Here is a 20241-nt window from a genome sequence, read left to right on the forward strand (position 1 = left end):
ATGCTAACAATACAACAGAAAACAGAATTCAGCGAAATATTAGATGAATTAGGAGAAACTTTAGACATAACTGAAAGTCAATTTAATGCAGCCGTAACCAGCTATAATGCAGTTGGTAATTGGCTATGTAATGATGATTCCAAATTAAAACCTTATAGTCCAAGTGTAAAACCTCAAGGCTCATTTTTAATTGGTACAACTATTCAGCCTTATACAGATGGTCAGGATATTGATATTGATTTAGTATGTGAATTAACAGGTAAAAATCCTCGATGGACACAAAAAGACTTAAAGGATATTGTCAAGGAACAATTAGAATCTCATAAAAAATATGAATCAATTCTTGATGAAGAAGGAAGAAGATGTTGGACTTTAAAGTACAGAGAAAACTCTATAAATAACGACCAGTACCATATGGATATTCTTCCGGCTGTTATTGCAAATGGCTACAATGTTGTATTGACCAAATTTTTTTCAGAATCAAGAAACATTAATTTTGATAGTTTGGCAATCAGAATAACGGATAAAGAATTATTAAACTATGAAGTTGCAACTGATCCTGATCATTGGTTACAAAGTAATCCTTTTGGTTATGCAAAATGGTTTATTGACAGAGCAGAAACCAGTAGACTTAAACTTTTCTCTTTAAACGAATCAATTCAACCTGTTCCTAAATTTCAAAAAGGTAGATTGCCTTTACAAAGAGTGGTTCAGATTTTAAAACGTCATAGAGATATGATGTTTAAAGATGATAAAGAAAAACCAATTTCAGTAATTATTACCACTTTAGCAGCTTATGCTTATGAAGGACAAACTAATGTTCTTGATGCTTTGGTTGGAGTAATTGACAGAATGCACTTATTTGTTGAAGATGAAATAGACCAAGATACTAGAGAAGCATACAGATTTGTAGGTAATCCTGTAAATCTTTCTGAAAATTTTGCTGACCGTTGGAGAGACACTCCAGCCAAAGAAAGAAAGTTTAATGATTGGTTGAAAAAGGTGAAATTTGATATTAATAATGCTGCACAACAAAATGGTCAACATAATATTATTAGAACCCTTTCAGAATCATTTGGAGATAATGCCGTTAAAAAAACATTCAGCAATATTGGAAATCGTAAACAATTATTAACCGAACAGGGAAATAATCGTTTTGATGCAGCGGTAGGTTTGTCAACAGCTGGAGCAAGTGCAATTAAACCACACAAATTTTATGGCTCAAAAGATTAAACCAATCTCAATTGCAATTCAGGCACTGAATATCAAGAAAATGTTTCCTGGTACTAAAGTGATGAACCATCGGGACCAATTATTAACTTGGACACACACCATCACTCCTTCGCCATTGGGAGATCATTATGATATAAAATTAGTTTATCAAATAACAGATAGACCTAAAATATATGTAATAAATCCTAAACCTTTAGTATTGGCTACCGATGAAAAAAAGCTACCACATTGCTATGATCAAAAGTTACAGTATTTGTGTTTATATTATCCTGATGGGAAGGAATGGAATAAATCAATGCTATTGGCTACAACCGTTATACCTTGGGCTTATGAATGGTTATACCATTACGAAATTTGGTTAGGAACAGGACAATGGACTGGCGGAGGTGTTCATCCTATTAAAAACAAACCTAAAGTGTCTGGTAAATAAAAACAATTCAAGAAACAAAACAATTAGCCAATCAATTTATTGGGCTAGTAAAATAAAAAGCTTTATGATAGAAACAATTAAATATAAACAAACTTCATTTGGTCTTATTCCAATTGATTGGGAGGTCAAAAAGTTAGGTAATTTAGGAAAAGTAATTTCAGGCTTAACATATAGCCCTGATGATATTTGTGAAGAAAGTGGAACTTTAGTTTTGCGTTCATCAAATGTTCAAGATGGACAAATAAAATTGGGAGATAATGTTTTTGTAAAAGTAAAAACCGGCGAGTATAATCCTGTAAATAAAGAGGATATTTTAATTTGTGTTAGAAATGGAAGTAAATCTTTAATTGGAAAAAATGCCTTAATAACAGAAGAAGCAGCAGGAATGGCTTTTGGGGCTTTTATGGCAATTTACAGAAGTGATTTTAATAATTATTTATATCAAATATTTAACACGGATATCTATTATAGAGAAATTCATAAAAATCTAGGTGCAACTATAAATTCAATTAATGGTAGCGATTTAAAAGAAATCAAAATTCCCATTCCACCTCTTCCAGAACAAAATCAAATAGTATCAATCCTAGCTACTTGGGATAAAGCAATTGATAACTGTAAAGGGATTGTTGATAATTTAAAAGTTAGAAATAATGGCTTAACTCAACAATTACTTTCCGGAAAAATGCGAGTAAAAGGTTTTGATAAAAAATGGAAAGTAAGAGTTTTGAGTGAATGTTTAAATTTTACTCCCAGACCAATTTTAAAACCTTCTGAAAATTATTTGGCACTTGGTTTAAGAAGTCACGGAAAAGGGATTTTTCATAAAAATGATTTTGACCCTGCCTCTATTGCAATGGAAACAATGTATGAAGTAAGGGAAAATGACTTAATTATAAATATCACATTTGCGTGGGAACACGCTGTAGCAATAGTTAGCAAAAAAGATGAAGGTGGTTTAGTTTCACATCGTTTTCCAACATACACATTCAATTCTCAAAATGCAATTCCTGAATATTTTAGACATTTTATTTTACAAAAAAGATTCAAATTTTTATTGGAGCTAATTTCTCCAGGCGGTGCAGGACGAAACAGGGTAATGAGTAAAACTGATTTCTTAAAATTAGAACTTAAAATTCCTGATGTAGAGGAGCAAAAAGCAATTGCAAATATTTTAGACAAAGCTACTTCAGAATTAAACCAATATCAAGAAAAACTGCAAACCTTGCAATTACAGAAAAAAGGCTTAATGCAACAATTATTAACTGGGAAAGTGAGAGTAAAAACCAATAATTAAAAGCTATGAGTGTTACAAGTATAACAGATAAAAACAAATATTTGCTTTGGGTAAAATCTGGTGGTCGATGCCAATATAGAGGGTGTAATTGTTCTTTGACACAAGATATTTTAACTAAACGAAATTTCAATCAGTCATATATTGCTCATATTGTAGCTGATGTTCCAGGTGGTCCAAGAGGTGACGTTGTTCGTTCTCCTTTATTAAAAGATGACATTACTAATTTAATGTTGCTTTGCGATACACACCATAGATTAATTGACAGAGCAGATGTTGGTGGAAACCCGGAAACGTTGTTATTAGCAATGAAAAAAGAACACGACGAACGCATTGAGAATGCTACTGCAATTTCACCAAATATGCAAAGTCATATACTTACATATAAAGCCAATGTAGGTGCATTTACGCCAGAAATGAGTTACCAAACAGTAAGTCAATTCCTTATGCCTACTTATTATCCAGCTAAGGCAGACACTATTGATTTAAGTTTATCCAATAGTATACAAAGAGATAGAGACACTGCCTTTTGGACAACAGAAATAGCTAATTTGGAAGCACAATTTGATAAAAAATTATTTCAGAATTATACAAAAGGAGAAATTAAGCATTTATCAGTTTTTGCTTTTGCTCCAATCCCATTACTGGTAAAATTAGGCACATTGATTAATGATATTTACCCCTGTCAAATTAACCAAAAAGTACGTAATCCGGATACTTGGACTTTAAACGATGACACCACAGAAGTAAAATATACGGTAGTAGAACCAGAGAATAAATACAGAACGGTGGCTCTAAATATTTCTTTAAGTGCAACTATTACTAATGATAGAATTATTCAGGTATTGGGTGATGAATGTGATATTTACACTATCACAATAGATGCCCCATTCAATGATTATTTAAAAAGCAAAAAACATTTAGAAGATTTCAGTATTACTATTAGAAGATTATTTAATCAAATAAAAGCTCGTTATAACGAACAAACACCTATTCATATTTTCCCTGCGATGCCTATTGCCAAAGCAGTAGAATTGGGTAGAGTTTGGATGCCAAAAGCTGATATGCCTTTGTATCTTTATGACCAAAATACAGCAAATAGTGGGTTTGTAAAAGTGATAGAAATAGTAAACAGTTAAATTATGAGCAACATTCAAAATCCTGAATTTGGAAATATAGTAAAAATAATACAAGAAGCACAAGGCAGAGTTAGGCAATATACCAATACGGCTTTGGTAACATTATACTTTGATATTGGTAAAATAGTAAGCCAAAAAGTAGCGAAAGGCACTTGGGGACAAGGTACAGTGCAACAATTAGCTGATTTTGTCAAAGATGAAATACCTACATTAAAATCCTTTAATCGTAGGGGTTTATACCGTATGAAACAGTTTTACGAAACCTATTGTCCAGGATCGGAATTTGATATTGCATTTCAAAATAGTATTGCTCTAAATGCTGAAAATCAAAACAGTAAAAATGGGTCAGCACCACCGACACATTTAAGTTTTGAGTTTGTGTCAACAGCGTTGACACAAACTCAAAAACCGCAAAATGAAAAAGTGCCACCACCGGTGACACAATTAGAAAACGACACAAATTCTAGTGATATTCAATTTGTGCCACCACTGGTGACACAAATAGCTTGGGCATCACATTTAGAGATTCTAAGCAGTTGCAAAAGTGCCGAAGAAAAAATATTTTACATTGTTCTTACTGCAAGAGAAAAATGGACTAAAAGAGAATTGAACCGTCAAATAGCAAGCTGTTTTTTTGAACGCTATGCTCTTAGTAATACAAAATTGTCGGCACTGCCGACACAATTACCCGCCAAGATAAACGAACACCTAAAAGACATTTATTCATTAGAATTTTTAGAATTAGGCGATGATTTCAGCGAAAGCGATTTGCAAAAATCAATAGTAAAAAACCTGAAGAAATTCATTCTGGAAATAGGAAACAACTATTCTTTTGTTGGAGAAGAATACAGAGTACAAGTAGCCAACAGAGATTACGAAGTAGATTTATTGTTTTACCACAGAGCATTACAATGTTTGGTGGCTTTTGAATTAAAAATTACTGATTTCAAACCAGAGTATTTAGGTAAAATGAACTTCTATTTAGAAGCACTCGACAGAGAACACAAACAACCACACGAAAACCCAAGCATTGGGATAATTCTTTGTAAAAGTAAAGACGATGAAATAGTTGAAATAGCAATGAGTCGTTCACTATCTCCAACAAAAGTAGCAGAATATACCACTAAATTAATTGACAAAAAACTCCTGCAAGCCAAATTACACGAATTGGGAGAGTTGTATAATCAATCAAAAAACATAGAGTCATAATGAGTATTCCATCATATATAGAAGACCATATCAGTCAAATTCCAGCATTGCAGTTACTTATAAAAATGGGCTATCAATATGTGTCGCCAGACGAAGCAATGGAATTACGTGGCGGTAGAACCAGTAATGTATTGCTTGAACCAATTTTGAAGAAACAACTCGAAAAAATAAACAGCATTCAATACAAAGACAAAGAGTTTTCTTTTTCAGATAGCAATATCAATGCGGCAATTATTGCCTTGCGAGAATTACCAATACAAGATGGTTTTATAAAGGCAAATCAAGCATTTTATGACTTAATAACTTTGGGTAAAAGTTTGGAACAAACCATTCTAAACGATAAAAAAAGTTTCTCTTTTCAATACATCGATTGGAAAAATATAGAAAATAATACCTTTCATGTTACAGAAGAATACGCAGTATTGCGAAGTGAGAGGAATGATACCTATCGTCCGGATATTGTTTTGTTCATCAACGGTATTCCAATGGTAGTAATTGAATGCAAAAGCAATGTCATAAAAGACCCGGTAAACGAAGCAATTTCTCAACATTTACGCAACCAACAAGAAGATGGAATAAGAGGATTATACCAATATGCTAACATCGTGATGTCATTAGCAGTAAACGAAGCAAGATATGCCACCACAGCCACCCAAAAAGTGTTTTGGAGTGTATGGAAAGAAGTATTCCGAACCAAAGAAGAAGGACTGCATTATGGCGATGCAATTAGACAACTAAAAAATAGTGAATTGCCTAATACAGAACGAACAGCAATTTTCAAACAACGATTTAGTAATGTATTGCATTATTTCAATCAACTGGAAAAAGAAGAAGTAATCGTAACCGAACAAGATAAATTAGTATTCAGTTTATGTCAAAAATCAAGAATATTAGACCTAATTTTCAATTATATAGTCTATGATGATGGCGTTAAGAAAATAACCCGATACCAACAATATTTTGCAATAAAAGAAACGCTCAAAAAAATTAGTGTTGCCGATGCTAATGGTAAGCGAATTGGTGGCGTAATTTGGCACACACAAGGAAGTGGAAAATCATTGACAATGGTAATGTTGGCCCAACTAATTGCAACCCAAAAAACCATAAAAAACCCAAAAATAATCCTGGTTACCGATAGAATAGACTTAAACACGCAAATAACAGAGACATTCCAAAAATGCCACGTTGATGTAGAAGAAGCACAAACTGGAAAACATTTAGTAGAATTAATAAACAGTCCAACCGATGCTGTAATTACAACACTGATACACAAATTTGAAGCGGCTATAAATCAAGTAAAAGACGGATTTACTTCGCCTAATATTTTTGTACTAATCGATGAAGGACACCGAAGCCAATATGGTACATTTAATGTAAAAATGCAAAAGGTTTTCCCAAATGCTTGTTTTGTAGCATTTACAGGGACGCCATTAATGAAAAAAGAAAAAAGCACAGCTAATAAATTTGGTGGATTAATTGATGTGTATTCTATAACCGATGCCGTTGAAGATAAGGCAGTAGTACCATTGCTTTACGAAGGAAGACATAATTTAATCGAAGTAAACGAAAAACCATTAGACACTTTTTTTGATAAGGTTTCCGAACCGCTTACACCTTATGGGAAAGCTGCACTAAAAAGAAAATACAGTTCAACTAATCAGCTGAACAAAGCCGACCAAGTGATTTATGCAAGAGCTTGGAATATTAGTGAACATTTTGAAGATAACATTCAAGGAACTGGTTTCAAAGGGCAATTAGTGGCACCAAATAAAACTACAGCTATAAAATACCGAGAATATTTAAAAGAAATTGGCAAAGTAAGTTGTGAAGTATTAATTTCTGCACCCGATACAAGAGAAAATTACGAAGATGCTTTTGAAGAAAACGAAGATGTGGTATTGAAGTTTTACAAAGCAATGATGAGTAAATACGGTAAACAATCCGATTACGAAAAATCAGTAATTAGTGCTTTCAAAAAACAAGAACAACCCGAAATAATAATTGTAGTAGATAAATTATTAACAGGATTTGATGCTCCAAACAATCAAGTATTATACATAACCAGAGCATTAAGAGAGCATACTTTGCTTCAAGCTATTGCAAGGGTAAACAGGGTAGCACCAGGAAAGGAATATGGTTTTATAATTGATTATTTTGGAAATTTAGAAAACCTCGATAGTGCATTAAATACTTACAGCGGCTTAAATGATTTTGAACAAGAAGAACTATCAGGAACTATAATAAACATCAATAAAGAAATAGAAAAATTACCACAAGCGCACAGCGAGTTATGGGATATTTTCAAAACTATAAAAAACAAATACGATGCCGAAGCCTATTCAGAATTATTGAGTGACGATAGTATTAGACATCCTTTTTATGAAAAGTTATCTGCTTTTATCCGTTTGTTCAAATTAGCAATGGCATCAATAGAGTTTAATGATATTGAAAACGAAAAAACCATTGACAAATACAAAAAAGACAGTAAATTTTTCTTGCAATTAAGAGTAGATGTTAAGCGACGATATTTTGATGATTTAGATTATGCAGCTTATGAGCCACAAGTACAAAAGTTAATAGATAAGCATATTACAACGGAAGGTGAAGTATTAAAAATAACAGAACTGGTAAATATTTTTGATAGAGAAAAAAGAGAAGCTGAAGTAGAAAAAGTAGTAGGAAAAGCGGCAAAAGCGGATCATATTGCAACCCGTACCGTTAAAGCGATTAATGTTAAAATGAATGAAGATCCAATCTTCTACAAAAGTTTATCCGCATTAATAAGAGAAGCTATTAACGATTACCATCAGCATCGAATTGATGAGGCCCTATACTTGAAAAAGGCAAAAGAATACGAAAACCAATTTCTTACCGGAAAACAAAATAATGTTCCCATTGCAATTCAAGACAAACCAAATGCAATTGCATTTTACAATCTGATAAATGCGGTTTTAGAAAATAGCTTTAGCAATACTCCAGAGCCAAAAGAAGTACAAGCCAATACAGCATTAGAGGTAGAAGATTGTATCAAGAATATTGTGTATGAAAACGGTACGCTAATTATCGATTGGCAAACCAATACAGAGATTGAGAAAGAATTGAAAAATAATCTCGATGATTTGCTTTTCGAAAAACAACAACAATACGATACACAATTCTCTTTTGATAAAATTGATGAATTAATAGAAGAAGTAATTAAAATTGCTAAACTAAAATACGTTTAATGCTACATTCAATCCAAAAAGTAAATTATGGTAGCAAAAGCATTGAATATAAATTGTCTTTTGCAGCAAGAAAATCACTAGGTATAAAAGTATTACCTGATGGTTTGGTAAAAGTTATTGCACCTAATGACACCAGCATAATTGACATCAATAAAAAAGTAAAATTAAAAGCCAATTGGATATTAAAACAGCAGGCATTCTTTTGTAGTTACAAACCAAATACGCCGGAACGTAAATATGTTAATGGGGAAACACATTTGTATTTAGGAAGACAATATAAGTTGCAAATCATAGAAGATACTATAAATGAAATAAAGATTTATAGAGGTGCAATGATTATGAAAACTAAAAAAACCAATCCAGAATATTTAGAAAAAAAACTAAACGAATGGTACAAGGAAAAAGCAATCATTCATTTCGAAGAATTGTTAAATAGTTCTTTAGAAAAATTCAATAAGTATAAAATTGAAAAACCTGTTTTAGACATAAGATTAATGCAAAAACGTTGGGGCAGTTGCACTAAATCAGGCAAAATAATACTAAATACAGAATTGATAAAAGCGCCGAAAGGAAGCATAGAATATGTTGTCATTCATGAATTATGTCATTTGATTCATCACAATCACAACAAAAACTTTTATGATTTGCAAAACAGCTTATCTCCTAATTGGGAAAAATGGAAAGAAAAACTAGAGCATGCTTTAGTTTGATTTATAAAAAAGTAATGTGTATTTTTAGAAACCAAAATTTTAATAGATATGTCTGAACATGTGATTAGATTGAACAAAGTTTTAAGAGAATTAAATATTTCTTTATATACAGCTTGTGATTTCTTAAAAAGAAGAAATATTATCATAGTTGCAAATCCAAACACAAAAATTGATGAACATATTTATAATCTTTTAGCTAAACAATTTAATGCTGAATATTATAGAAAGAAACATATACTATTAGAATTGGATAGTAAAAAACCGAGTGTAACAAGTAATTCGATATCAAAAATAATGATCAATAGCCATAGGGCTTTTACTGTATTAGAGCAAAAAGAAAGAAGTACAATCTTAAAAGATTGTCTTACACACACAACCTACCCATATAGAAAAATTTCAAAATTAGTTGGGGATTATGTAAAAATGCAGGTTACTTCTTTGGAAGACCCTGAAAAACCAAAGTTTAGTTATAGTGTATTGAATGATTTTATTGAAAACAAAGAATATGATTTTGATATAGTAGAAAAAAAAGAAAACGGTTTTAGAATTGAAAATTCGGAGGACTTTACATCTTTTATACCACTATCTTTTGAACGTTATATTGAGAATGGTAAAAAAATAAAATTAACCGTTGAAAAAATAGATTTAGAAAAAAATCAGTTGAAGTTCAAATCTTTTGAAGTAAAAAAACAAGAAACTGGTAGATCTCAATATCCAATTAATAATATTAACCCTGAAAATATATTTTCTCAAGGAGAAAAATATGTTTTTAATGTGAATGGATTTAGGATAATTGATGAGAATACTTCTATATTATTAGTCGAAAACCTAGGGTTTTCAGCAACTGTTAAAGCTTTTGATTTCCAAAACGAAAACAATTTACCAGAAAAAGTTACCTGTTTGGTATCTCAGGTTTTAGAAAACAAAATATACCTGCAACAGGACCGCTTTTCTATATTCTCTGAACTCTATAAAGAAGGGAAATCATATAATTTTACAATATTAAGTTTAGAAAATGATTATAAAACCAATGCGCAATACTATTTATTAGTAGATAATTATGGTTTTAATCATAAACTTTACTACCACGAATTTGATAGTTCCGGTTTTGACACAATTAAAATTGAAAGTCAACAATCTTTATATCTTAGAAAAATTGACGAAAAAGGACATTTAGTTTTAAATCTTAATACGCTATCAAGTCTAGGTGTATTTGTAACTGTTTATTCGGTCTTTGAAAGCATTAATCAATCAGATAATGTAAACAAATATTTTTTTGACCTTAAAGAAGAATTAAAAAAGAGTATATACAAAGAACAACCTTTCGCGCAGCTTTTTGAAGATTATACAAACAAAGAAAATCTTTGGGTCTTCTCCTATTTAAGTTTTTTGGATGCATCTATCCAAAATTATGTTAAAGAAAATAAGTTAGAAAAAGCGCTTGAATTCAATAAAATCTATATTGCCATTGAAGAATGGATGTTAGAAGGGTCAGATTTTCTTCAAAAATTTAGTCCGGAAAAAAAACAAAACATTATTATTAAAGCAGAAGACCAATTGGTAAAAGCTAAAGCTAGAGAAGAAGCTTTAAATCTAATATTAGAAGAAAAGAGTGAAAGTTACATTCAGGAAGTTTTAAAAACACTTAGATTAAGTGGCCATTTAAGAGGTAATAAAATAAATGTCTTTAAATATATCATTTTTTCATCGAAAGATAGTATTAATAAGAAAACAAGTGAAATTATTGAAATAGTCTTGCTTTTAATAAAAGGAGACATAATGGATACCTATGATATAAATAATTTCTTAGACTTGCTCCAGAAAAGAATTTATTTTGAAAGTTATGAACTCAATCATAATTTCATTCGAAATAAAATAGACAATTTTAATGATGATGCAAAGTTAGGTATCCTAAATATTGTTAAAGTATTAGGATTGCAGATTTTATTATTTCAAAAATCTAATAGTAACCAGAAGGCAGTAACTAAATCGGCCATAATGTGTCGTTATCTAAGTTTTTTAACAGAAGATATTTCAACAAAAAAAATGTTTTTGAATAAAGCAATTAATTGCATAACAAGTAATGTACAGATTGAACTTTCTCCTGAAATGATTACAAAATTTGATTTAAATAATTATACACAATCATTTAAAGACTCAATAAAACCATTTTTAAGTAAGTACTATTCTGGTAAACTTATATATAGTTTAAATGGTGCTATATACAGCTCTATAAATGGTTGGACGCTTTTATCTCGGCAACAATTTTCAAATTTACATAGCAAAAAAGAAATTAATCTAAATTCATTGGCTACTTTTTTTAATAATAAAATAGCAGTTGCTTCTCCTTTTGATTTAAAATTAAAATTACAAAATACTGACAGTATTGAAGAATGCAATACCAATTGGCAAAATTACTATTCAATTACTGAAGATCAACACAAAAAGGTCAGCCATAGAAATGGAAAAGACATCTTGGGTATGAATGTCAGCGTAATAGCTAAAAATTATTTAAAAGGAAATTACAATATATTATTTCTTAAAATAAGTGATTCCGCTCTAGAGGGTGAAGGAATATTACCTATTAATGAAGTTACAAATATTCATTTTGAGGGTCTTAATGATATTATCAATCCTGGTGATGAATTTAATGCAGAAATAATTAACATTACAGAAAAAGGAATATCATTTTCTATTGCCGATGAAGTATGGAAACAGACAGTTAAAGAAGTTAATGAAGGGGATTTAGTAGATGCTAAAGTGCTTAATATTTCGGGTAATAACATTTTTATTATTACAGAGAATGGTCATTATGCACATATAAAAAAGGATATCAACACAAATACCATTGAAGAACGAAAAGTATATAAATTTAAAATTGAAAGCTTAAATTATAATGAAAAGAAACTAAATTTGATATTTTTAGCTAATTCAGAAAGAATTTTTAATGAAAAAGTCATTTTAAGAACATTTTTTGAAAGAACTAATATTATAAAAATTACCGAAACAATTGATGATGAAAATAATAACTTTAATTATTCACAGCTGATTTATGAATTAATATTATGTATTGAGAGTTTAATGATTTTTGAGATTGATAATATCAAAAAAATGGAAAATTTTGAGTTATTAAAACTTTTGGCATCAATTTCTAGAAATAATAAATCCTATTATTTTGATGCTCATATTAATTACCTTCTCAATATAAATAAGTTCAAAAATGCAGATTATAAAACCAATAATTTACAATTTGACCTGATTGATGAAAAAACAACCATGCTCTTTAAAAATTTAGAACAGATTAACGGTATATATAAATATCTTAATTATTACAATCAACCAGATAATTTTGACGAACTAAATCAGTTAAGGAAAGATGAGAAAGATGAAGGTAATATTAAATTAATTAAAATGTTACTGGCCCATAATTTATTACTTTCTGAAAATCCTGATGAAATTATTCTGCAAAGAACCAAAGATTTAATTTACGAATATCTATCAAATGAAAAAGTGAATACTTTCAATAATATAATTTCGCCAATTCAGAATGAGGAGTATATTGAAATTGAAAAAGAAATCGAAAAAGAAGTTGAAGAGGTACAAATTGAGCTAACTAACTTAGGTAAAGAAGGAACCTATCGTGAATTTAAAACATCATTCTTGTATTATGCAGGTTCAAATACCATAGATATAGAGAAGCAATCTTTTATTATAGTGAAAACAATTGCAGGCTTCTTAAATGCTAAAGGGGGAAGTTTATTTTTGGGTGTAAATGATAAAGGTGATATTATTGGATTAGAAAATGAATATAAACACTTCGGTTCATCAGCAAATCACGATAAATACGAAAGAGAAATCAGAAGTGCAATTGTAAATTTATTTAATAAAGATGTGAATAGTCAAATTGAATTTAAATTTCATAGGTCAAATAATATAGAGTATTGTGAAATAATTATTCCTGAATATGAAAAACCAATTCCATTACAAAATAATTTCTACCAAAGACAAGGCAATGAAACTAGAATAATTACAGGCCACGATTTGGTTTTGTTTTTCGAAAGAAAACTACAAGCCAATTTGGTTTTAGATAGATTAACATTTAATATCAATAAGGAAAGTAATAATGGGAAAAACATAAAATTGTATCCTTTAGTAGAACAACCTCTGGAGTTAGATCTTTTCCAGGAAAACCTTGATTTTTATGTTGACCAGAAATCTGCTAATGATCAATTAATAATAGATTATAATAGTAAAACCCCTAAAATATTAGCACACTTATATATATTTATAAACGGTAAATATTTGCTCAACCGTGAAAAATTAATTGATTTTAAAGGTGCTGAGGAAATAGTTATTTATGACAATATGAGAAAGGGCTTTCTACTTCAATGTTATGATAATGGTTGTGTTAACAAAGTTGAAGTTCGAACTTTATTAGATAAAACATTTAATTTTCCTTATAGTGGTGCTTTTAGTCCTGAAGGTAATCTAATTGGTCTGTTTTTAATAAAAGAAGATTGTCTTATACAAGTTAATACCACAAGAAATCAAATTCAATATGTTAAGCTTTACAAAACAATAGATATAACAACTCATAGCCATTTAAAGTTAAAGGGGAATAATATTGTTCAAGAGGATTATGATAAACTAGACAATTATAAAATAATAGACAATTTTCATAAAGATAAGCTATCCAGAGTAACTTATTCTTCAAAACAAAGTTTGGGAGTAAAAGTTGATAATACTTCTTATAAAGAGGAGATCAAATATTTAAACTTGTTATAGTTTCAAAATAAAATTATTCCGAAAATAATAAACCCTCGGATTTTTTATAAAAAAACAATTGATGTTAAATTTCAAGAAAATAACAAATATACTGATGAACCTTTACGATAACAAATACACTTTTATAAAAGACCTTGGCTCAGGTGGTTTTGGCAAGGTTTTTTTAGCGAAAGAAAAAGTATCAAATCGTTTTGTAGCAATTAAACAATTAAAAAACACCAATAAGTCGGAACAAGAAGATATAATCCACGAAATAGAAATAGTTTCAAAGTTTGAAAATCCAAATATTGTTACCTACTACCATCATTTTTACGAAGAGGATATTTTGTATTTAGTAATGGAATATTGTTCAGGCGGTAGTTTAAGAGATAAAATTTCAAGTAGTAAGATTACAAACTCAGAAGTAATAGAATGGATTCAGACATTGGCTTCTTGCCTTAGAGTAATTCATAAAAAGGGAATAATTCATCACGACATTAAACCAGATAACATTGTTTTTACTCAAAACGGTACTATTAAAATTGCTGATTTTGGTGTTGCGAACAAAGACATAGGTACTAGAGCATATATGAGTCCAGAAGCCTTCCGATGGGACATAGACAGCACAAAAGATCCTAGGATTGACATTTATGCTTTAGGAGTTACTTTAATGGAGTTGCTTACAAGTCAAAATCCCTTTTTGGGTTTATCAAGAGAGGAAATAATTGAAAAACACCAAGCAGCAGATTTCCCAATTCAGGAACTTCCAAATTGGCAACAGGAAATAATTTTAAAAGCAATCAACAAAGTACCCGAACTCCAATTTCAGTTTATGATTGAATTGGAAGAGGCTTTAAAAGCCAGATCAGTCCCAATAATATTCAACAAAGACAATCTAAAAGCAGCTGAATTAATTGCATTGGCAGATAAAGCTTTAAAAACTAATAAATGGCGTAATGCTTTGAAATTTTTAGAATTAGCGCACAAAAGATATGATAATAACGTTACCGTATTACAGGCTTTAGGAAAATACAATCTAAAAATTCAAAAGATTGATGCTGCTAAATTTTTCTACGATAAAGCACTAAAACTCAATCCAAGATTAGACATTCAAAAGGATTTAGGTTGGATAAATTTAGAAGCAAAAAAATACCCTATTGCTATTGGTTTATTGTCAGATCATCTTCACAGAAACCCCGCTGACTATGAAGCCTACAATCTACTAATTCGTTGTTATTACGAAACGACAAGATACGAAGCCGCTATGGAAGTATCAAAAATGATAATGGTAGCCAATCCATCATTTCCTTGTTTTGCAAACAATTACTTCATTGCTTTTGTATTGAACAGTAACGGCAAATCGATTCCTCCAAAATCAAACTACGACCATAGCAACAATCCCTTTATTGCTTATAATCTTTCAGTAATCGAAGAAGAAGTGTTAAGTCATAATTATAAAAAAACGCCAACATTAAAATCAAAATTATTGTTTATGGACTTTCAATTCAACACATTGAAAGAAAATTCAATAACGATTTTGGAAACGAATAATAGAAATGATACACCAATATCCATATCAGAACCAATAATAAAATTTGGTAGAACAGAATACAATCAAAACAATATCGAAGTATCGGGAGGAAATGCAGTAAGCAGAAGGCATTGTGTAATTATAAACAACAAAGACAATGTTTGGCTTTATGATTTAGAGAGCACCGGTACTGATGTAAATGATGAAAAAGTTACAAACAAAGTGCCATTAATTGGTTTCAATAAAATAACCATAAATGAAGTGAATTTCACAATTACAACGGATAAAAGCAAATTACTTTAATAACTCTACCAATAATTATTCTATTAATTTTAAATAGGAGTTATGGTATAAAAATTCACTATCTCATTCAACTTTACAGAATCCTCTTTTAATCAAAGTATTTCTAAACACACTGTGATCCCGCGTGCAGTCGAACGATTTGTTTATTTCATTTCACTAATTTTATATTAAAAAATGGAAAATCCTTTTGAACTTATTTTAGAAAGACTTGATAGAATTGAAAAAGCTATCGAAAAACTGAATGCCAGCGGTCCATTAGCTCAGTTTAATGATCCAATGGACATTAAAGACCTGGCAACATACCTAAAAATGAGTGTATCTGCCATTTATAAATTTACTTCCACGGATACAATTCCCCATTATAAAAATGGTAAAAGACTCTATTTCAAGAAAGAAGAAATAAACCAATGGATATTCTCCAACAAAAATAAAACCACCGATGATATCGATAGAGAAGCAAATGAATACATAAGAAAACATCCACGTCACTAACCTTAAAAATAATTACAAATGAAACTATTTGATTTCCTAAAACTTTCAGATGAAGAGCAATTTAAGGTAACTTGGAATAAGGGAGTTTATGTTGACCTGTATTTAAAAGATAATATTGCTATCATTCTTTACACAGTTAATGATTTTTATGTCGAAATTTATTATGAACGTAATACAACTGAAAGACTTTATAAGAAGACTTTTAAACAAGGGGAACTTTTAGACAAATATCTTGACCGGATTAAAGCAGAAATAACCTCAATTCTTTAAAACAACATTTCCGTTATCAACAACACGCGCAATCAAGTTGTCTCTCTTCGGTCGTTCTCTTTGTTCCGTTCGGCAGCTCCAGTCGGTTGTCGGCAAAAAAGCCTCCTCCCTCCATTCCGCAGACTCTACGCAGCACAATAAAAATAGCAGCTTGAAAATAAGCAACTATTTTTATTGCGCCGCTTCGTTCCTCATCTTCACACGTTCTCTTCCTGCGTTCGGCAGGGCTTTTACATCCACAATACAGCTTCATTCCGTTTCGCTCCGCAAGCTACGCTCCACTGCATTCCAGCCGTATCATGTCTGTCGCCCTTTATTTTTTCAGCGGTTGCTCCTTCGCCCAGCCATCGGGGTTGGCTCCGTTCCGTGAAAAACGTCACTTCGCCCTAAATCAAGGTACTCCGCCGAAAAGGCGGATGATTTTAATTTTCCCCCCGCCGTTTCACGCTCATATCCGCTACGTTTCGCTCCGTACCTCCGCTCAACTCTCGCGTCTATGGTGGCTGTTCGATTGCCGCAACACCGCCACTGCGCTCCTCGAAAAATAATAATTTCCGCTATCGCTACAATTATTATTTTCTGCGGTGCTTGGGGGTGTTTGATTGCCGTTTCCATAAGAACTCCCCCGAAAAAAGGAAAACAAGAACGCCCGTCTTCGAAAAAAAATAAAAAAAAGAAAGTAAAGGTAAGCTCCGGTTTCAAAAAGTAAAGTTCAAGCCCTACGGGTTTTTGAAAAAATCTCCACCTTTGCATTTCCATAATAACTTTCGATTATACGATGGCGTTTCCGCTTCTTAAGAAATGGTAGAGTAGTATTTTTTCAAAAAAACTTGACTTCTTTTGAAACCTCCACTATTACGACGACTTTCTTTTTTTTCTTTTTTTCTTTTGAAGATATTTAGAAGAAAAAAAATTGCCTTGCCCGAACTGACTCTGGAATATACAAAAGCAAGCAGCCACCCGACTGCACTCCATTCCCGACCAAACCACAACATAAGTGCCATACAAAAGCCCTACCTAAATAAATCAGTAAAAAGTAAAGCAAATACCTATTATTTACTACCAAAAACGAAAAAAGCCCCGAATATTCGGAGCTTTGGAAATAGATTTTAGTTTTTTTATTTGATTGGTTGCGGTTCTTCTTCGCTTTTTACTCCAGTTTGAGAAACTGCCGAAATAATACTTCCGCCCAGGACTAAATATCCTGCTGCCGACACTAATCCGACAGGCAAAATAACTGGAGAAGCAAGAATAACCCCACCAACAGTGGCCAAAGCAATGCCAACATTCCTGATAATTTTAAACCATTTTGGAGTGGGTGCTTTTACTCTTTCTACGAGATTCATATTGTTATTTTTCATGATCAGTTTTTTTTAAAATTGTTAGTTCGATGATATTCACTCTTTTTTCTAAATATTCTACCTTTTGGTTTAACAAATCGCTGCCGCTTTTAAACTCGGTTTTGATGATTAAAGCCATTGTTTTTACTTCAACCAAATCTTTTTCCATACTCTTAAAATCGGTGTGTAACTGCTTGATAAAATAAGCCACAACCGAAAGCAATAAGGTGATTAATGTTCCAAAAAGTACCGTGATGTTATTGATGTTTTCCATTTGTTTATGGTTTTAAAATTGGAAATTGTTTTCAATGGTTATTATATTGGTTTGAAGTTTTGACAATACAACCAACTTTGGATAAATCATTTTGTAAGCTGCAACACTTTGGGAAACTTGAAAATTGCCATCAACAAACTGGAAACCAAAACCACAAAGCGGACACCCGGCAGTTTCTTTGATGGTATTTCCGGTATGGATATACACAAAACTGAAGTTGGGTAAACCGGAAATCTCAATCATTCCTTCGTGCAGCTTTCCAAAAGCTTTTTTGTAATCCACGTTTTTAGCTCCGTAAGTGTTCAGTTTTAAACTAAAAATACCTTTTGGAATGGCAGTTTCAGAAGCAATTTTCACTTCTCTGATTTTATCTTCCAACAAATAGCACTGGAATATTCCGTTAATGTATAACTGGCTCAATGTGCTTTCTTTGCCTTGGGCGACTCTTATGATTTTACTTTCCATAGTAGTGTTGTTGATGGTTTTAAATAAGAAATCCCTCGTTTTTGGCGAGGGATCTTCTGGAATTGTTTTTAGAAAACTTCCTCAACTTTCAAGCAACTTCCACTTGAAAATAAGTAGTAATTAGGTCCTACTTGTTGGTAGAATTCAATTCCGATACATTGCAGAATTGAAGTGTCAGCTGTTGCAGCTGCACCACCTGGTAAAGTCGCAGTGATTGTAGTTTCGGGAACCGGAGCATACAAATCTAAAAAATCGCTGAACTGAACATCATTCACTTCGTTGATTTCCGGATGCATAGGATCGTAGCTGTTTGTGACAGCGTTGTACTCAAAATCACTGATTACTGATACCGAAGTAATCAAACGGAAATGAGTGGCACCAGCCGGAGCACTGATCAAGTTTGCAGGATTGAACGCAGGAACGATAAAATCGCCTCCATCTCTTGCCACGGTATGTGTCAAAGAATAGGGAGCATTCAAAATACCATTAAGGGAAATGTTTTTGTTGAATTCAAACCCTTTAAGGTAGTTTTGCTGTGTACTGATTTCGATTTTGCGATACCCTCTCGCTTCGGTTTGATCTTCCAGATTGATTTTCTTCATGATGGAAGTCAAACGCCCGGTCACTTGACTGTCCGACATTTGTTTCATCAACTGGGAAAGTCCTGATCGAACTGATTTACCGGCTTTTGCGCAAGCGCCAAACTCGTTCATGTTCTCACGGGTTCTCTCAAATTCAGGAGCAGTTAAAACTTGATCTCCAGTAGGACCGCCAACCATTCCGGCGAAGTAGCCTTCTTGTCCTTTAATTTTGAAATGTCGGATATCTCCAAGAGTTCCAACATACTTGATAACACCTTTCTGTCTTGCCATTTTGTAAAGATTTAAATTGTTAATATTTTCTTGCAATTGCTTAACCAAAGTTCAATTATTATCTTTGAATATCACTAATTTAAAATACTGTAAACCAATGAAATACAACGCAAAAGCACCGTGTACAGTGGAAACCCACTGGCAAATTGAAGAAGTCCTGGATGGAGACAGCATCATCATTAGCCATAGATTCTCTAAAATGCAAAAAGAGATTCGGCTTTATGGTTTAGATGCACCGGAAATAAAGATCAACAGGAAGATGAAAGAGGATGAAGAGAAAAGCCATTTACCGGCTCAGATATTGATCCAATTTGGTTTGCAATCCTTACACTTCGTTTTGTCGGTTGCACCGCCAAAAACGAACGTAACCATCATTACTGAACAGGAGAATTACTTTGACTATTGGAACAGGCAATTGGGATATGTATTTCTTCCCAGTGGGGAATGTTTAAATGAATTGCTTTTACAAAATGGCTATGCAAAAGCTGCTAATCAATATTATTGTGGTAAACTTGCGGAGTATCAAACAATGAACCGCCATGCGCAGCTCAATGGTGTCGGTATCTATAGTGTAGTAAAAGTATTCTGATTTGTTGTACTTATGTTGTACTATAGGAGTTTGAAAATCAATGATTATCAATAAATATAGCTCCTTACAGGCGCTAAGAGGATATAGACAAGTTATGGCTTATTA

At 31.8% G+C, this 20241-nt stretch carries 17 protein-coding genes; 12 read left to right on the forward strand and 5 right to left on the reverse strand.

What is annotated here, in order from left to right; translation table 11 throughout:
• The 11 genes from BUC23_RS04660 to BUC23_RS04710 all read left to right on the forward strand — a co-directional run bounded on the left by BUC23_RS04660 (position 1) and on the right by BUC23_RS04710 (position 16596).
• Complete coding sequence (locus tag BUC23_RS04660) at positions 1-1233, forward strand: nucleotidyltransferase domain-containing protein (RefSeq protein ID WP_073206179.1); 1233 nt, start codon at positions 1-3, stop codon at positions 1231-1233.
• Positions 1217-1663: a type II CBASS E2 protein gene (locus tag BUC23_RS04665; protein ID WP_073206183.1), complete on the forward strand. Its 447-nt coding sequence runs from the start codon at positions 1217-1219 to the stop codon at positions 1661-1663. Before BUC23_RS04660 ends, BUC23_RS04665 begins: the two co-directional genes overlap by 17 nt.
• 64 nt (positions 1664-1727) lie before the next feature.
• Complete coding sequence (locus BUC23_RS04670) at positions 1728-2957, forward strand: restriction endonuclease subunit S (RefSeq protein ID WP_073206186.1); 1230 nt, start codon at positions 1728-1730, stop codon at positions 2955-2957.
• 5 nt (positions 2958-2962) lie between these two features.
• On the forward strand, positions 2963-4093 hold the full coding sequence (locus BUC23_RS04675) for an HNH endonuclease (protein WP_073206190.1): 1131 nt from the start codon (positions 2963-2965) through the stop codon (positions 4091-4093).
• 3 nt (positions 4094-4096) lie between these two features.
• Positions 4097-5302, forward strand: coding sequence for a PDDEXK nuclease domain-containing protein (locus BUC23_RS04680; protein ID WP_073206195.1), 1206 nt, complete (start codon positions 4097-4099; stop codon positions 5300-5302).
• Positions 5302-8526 (forward strand): type I restriction endonuclease subunit R, encoded by a 3225-nt coding sequence (locus tag BUC23_RS04685; RefSeq protein WP_073206200.1) that lies wholly within the window; start codon positions 5302-5304, stop codon positions 8524-8526. Before BUC23_RS04680 ends, BUC23_RS04685 begins: the two co-directional genes overlap by 1 nt.
• A complete protein-coding gene (locus BUC23_RS04690) occupies positions 8526-9236 on the forward strand; it encodes a M48 family metallopeptidase (RefSeq protein WP_073206203.1) in 711 nt (236 codons plus the stop codon). Before BUC23_RS04685 ends, BUC23_RS04690 begins: the two co-directional genes overlap by 1 nt.
• 48 nt (positions 9237-9284) lie before the next feature.
• The gene (locus BUC23_RS04695) at positions 9285-14021 is read left to right on the forward strand and encodes an AlbA family DNA-binding domain-containing protein (RefSeq protein WP_073206208.1); all 4737 of its coding nucleotides are present in this window, start codon (positions 9285-9287) and stop codon (positions 14019-14021) included.
• A 94-nt stretch (positions 14022-14115) separates the two neighbouring features.
• Positions 14116-15834, forward strand: coding sequence for a protein kinase domain-containing protein (locus BUC23_RS04700; protein ID WP_167365557.1), 1719 nt, complete (start codon positions 14116-14118; stop codon positions 15832-15834).
• A gap of 174 nt (positions 15835-16008) precedes the next feature.
• On the forward strand, positions 16009-16326 hold the full coding sequence (locus tag BUC23_RS04705) for a helix-turn-helix domain-containing protein (protein ID WP_073206217.1): 318 nt from the start codon (positions 16009-16011) through the stop codon (positions 16324-16326).
• Between the two features lie 18 nt (positions 16327-16344).
• A complete protein-coding gene (locus BUC23_RS04710; RefSeq protein ID WP_073206222.1) occupies positions 16345-16596 on the forward strand; it encodes a hypothetical protein in 252 nt (83 codons plus the stop codon).
• Positions 16597-16826: 230 nt separating this feature from the next.
• Here the strand turns inward: BUC23_RS04710 and BUC23_RS17460 are convergent, their stop codons facing one another.
• The 5 genes from BUC23_RS17460 to BUC23_RS04745 form a co-directional block, all read right to left on the reverse strand.
• Positions 16827-16976: a hypothetical protein gene (locus tag BUC23_RS17460; RefSeq protein WP_167365558.1), complete on the reverse strand. Its 150-nt coding sequence runs from the start codon at positions 16974-16976 to the stop codon at positions 16827-16829.
• Between the two features lie 738 nt (positions 16977-17714).
• A complete protein-coding gene (locus BUC23_RS04730; RefSeq protein WP_084538298.1) occupies positions 17715-17957 on the reverse strand; it encodes a hypothetical protein in 243 nt (80 codons plus the stop codon).
• The gene (locus tag BUC23_RS04735; protein ID WP_073206241.1) at positions 17947-18210 is read right to left on the reverse strand and encodes a hypothetical protein; all 264 of its coding nucleotides are present in this window, start codon (positions 18208-18210) and stop codon (positions 17947-17949) included. The genes BUC23_RS04730 and BUC23_RS04735 overlap by 11 nt, the downstream gene beginning before the upstream one ends.
• 12 nt (positions 18211-18222) lie before the next feature.
• Positions 18223-18675: a DUF5675 family protein gene (locus tag BUC23_RS04740; RefSeq protein ID WP_073206246.1), complete on the reverse strand. Its 453-nt coding sequence runs from the start codon at positions 18673-18675 to the stop codon at positions 18223-18225.
• Between the two features lie 68 nt (positions 18676-18743).
• The gene (locus BUC23_RS04745; RefSeq protein WP_073206794.1) at positions 18744-19547 is read right to left on the reverse strand and encodes a hypothetical protein; all 804 of its coding nucleotides are present in this window, start codon (positions 19545-19547) and stop codon (positions 18744-18746) included.
• A gap of 97 nt (positions 19548-19644) precedes the next feature.
• Here BUC23_RS04745 and BUC23_RS04750 point away from each other — a divergent pair, with 97 nt between their 5' ends.
• A complete protein-coding gene (locus BUC23_RS04750; protein ID WP_073206250.1) occupies positions 19645-20136 on the forward strand; it encodes a thermonuclease family protein in 492 nt (163 codons plus the stop codon).
• Positions 20137-20241 lie beyond the last annotated feature (105 nt).

This window comes from Flavobacterium xinjiangense, assembly GCF_900142885.1.
In the GTDB taxonomy this organism is placed as follows: domain Bacteria; phylum Bacteroidota; class Bacteroidia; order Flavobacteriales; family Flavobacteriaceae; genus Flavobacterium; species Flavobacterium xinjiangense.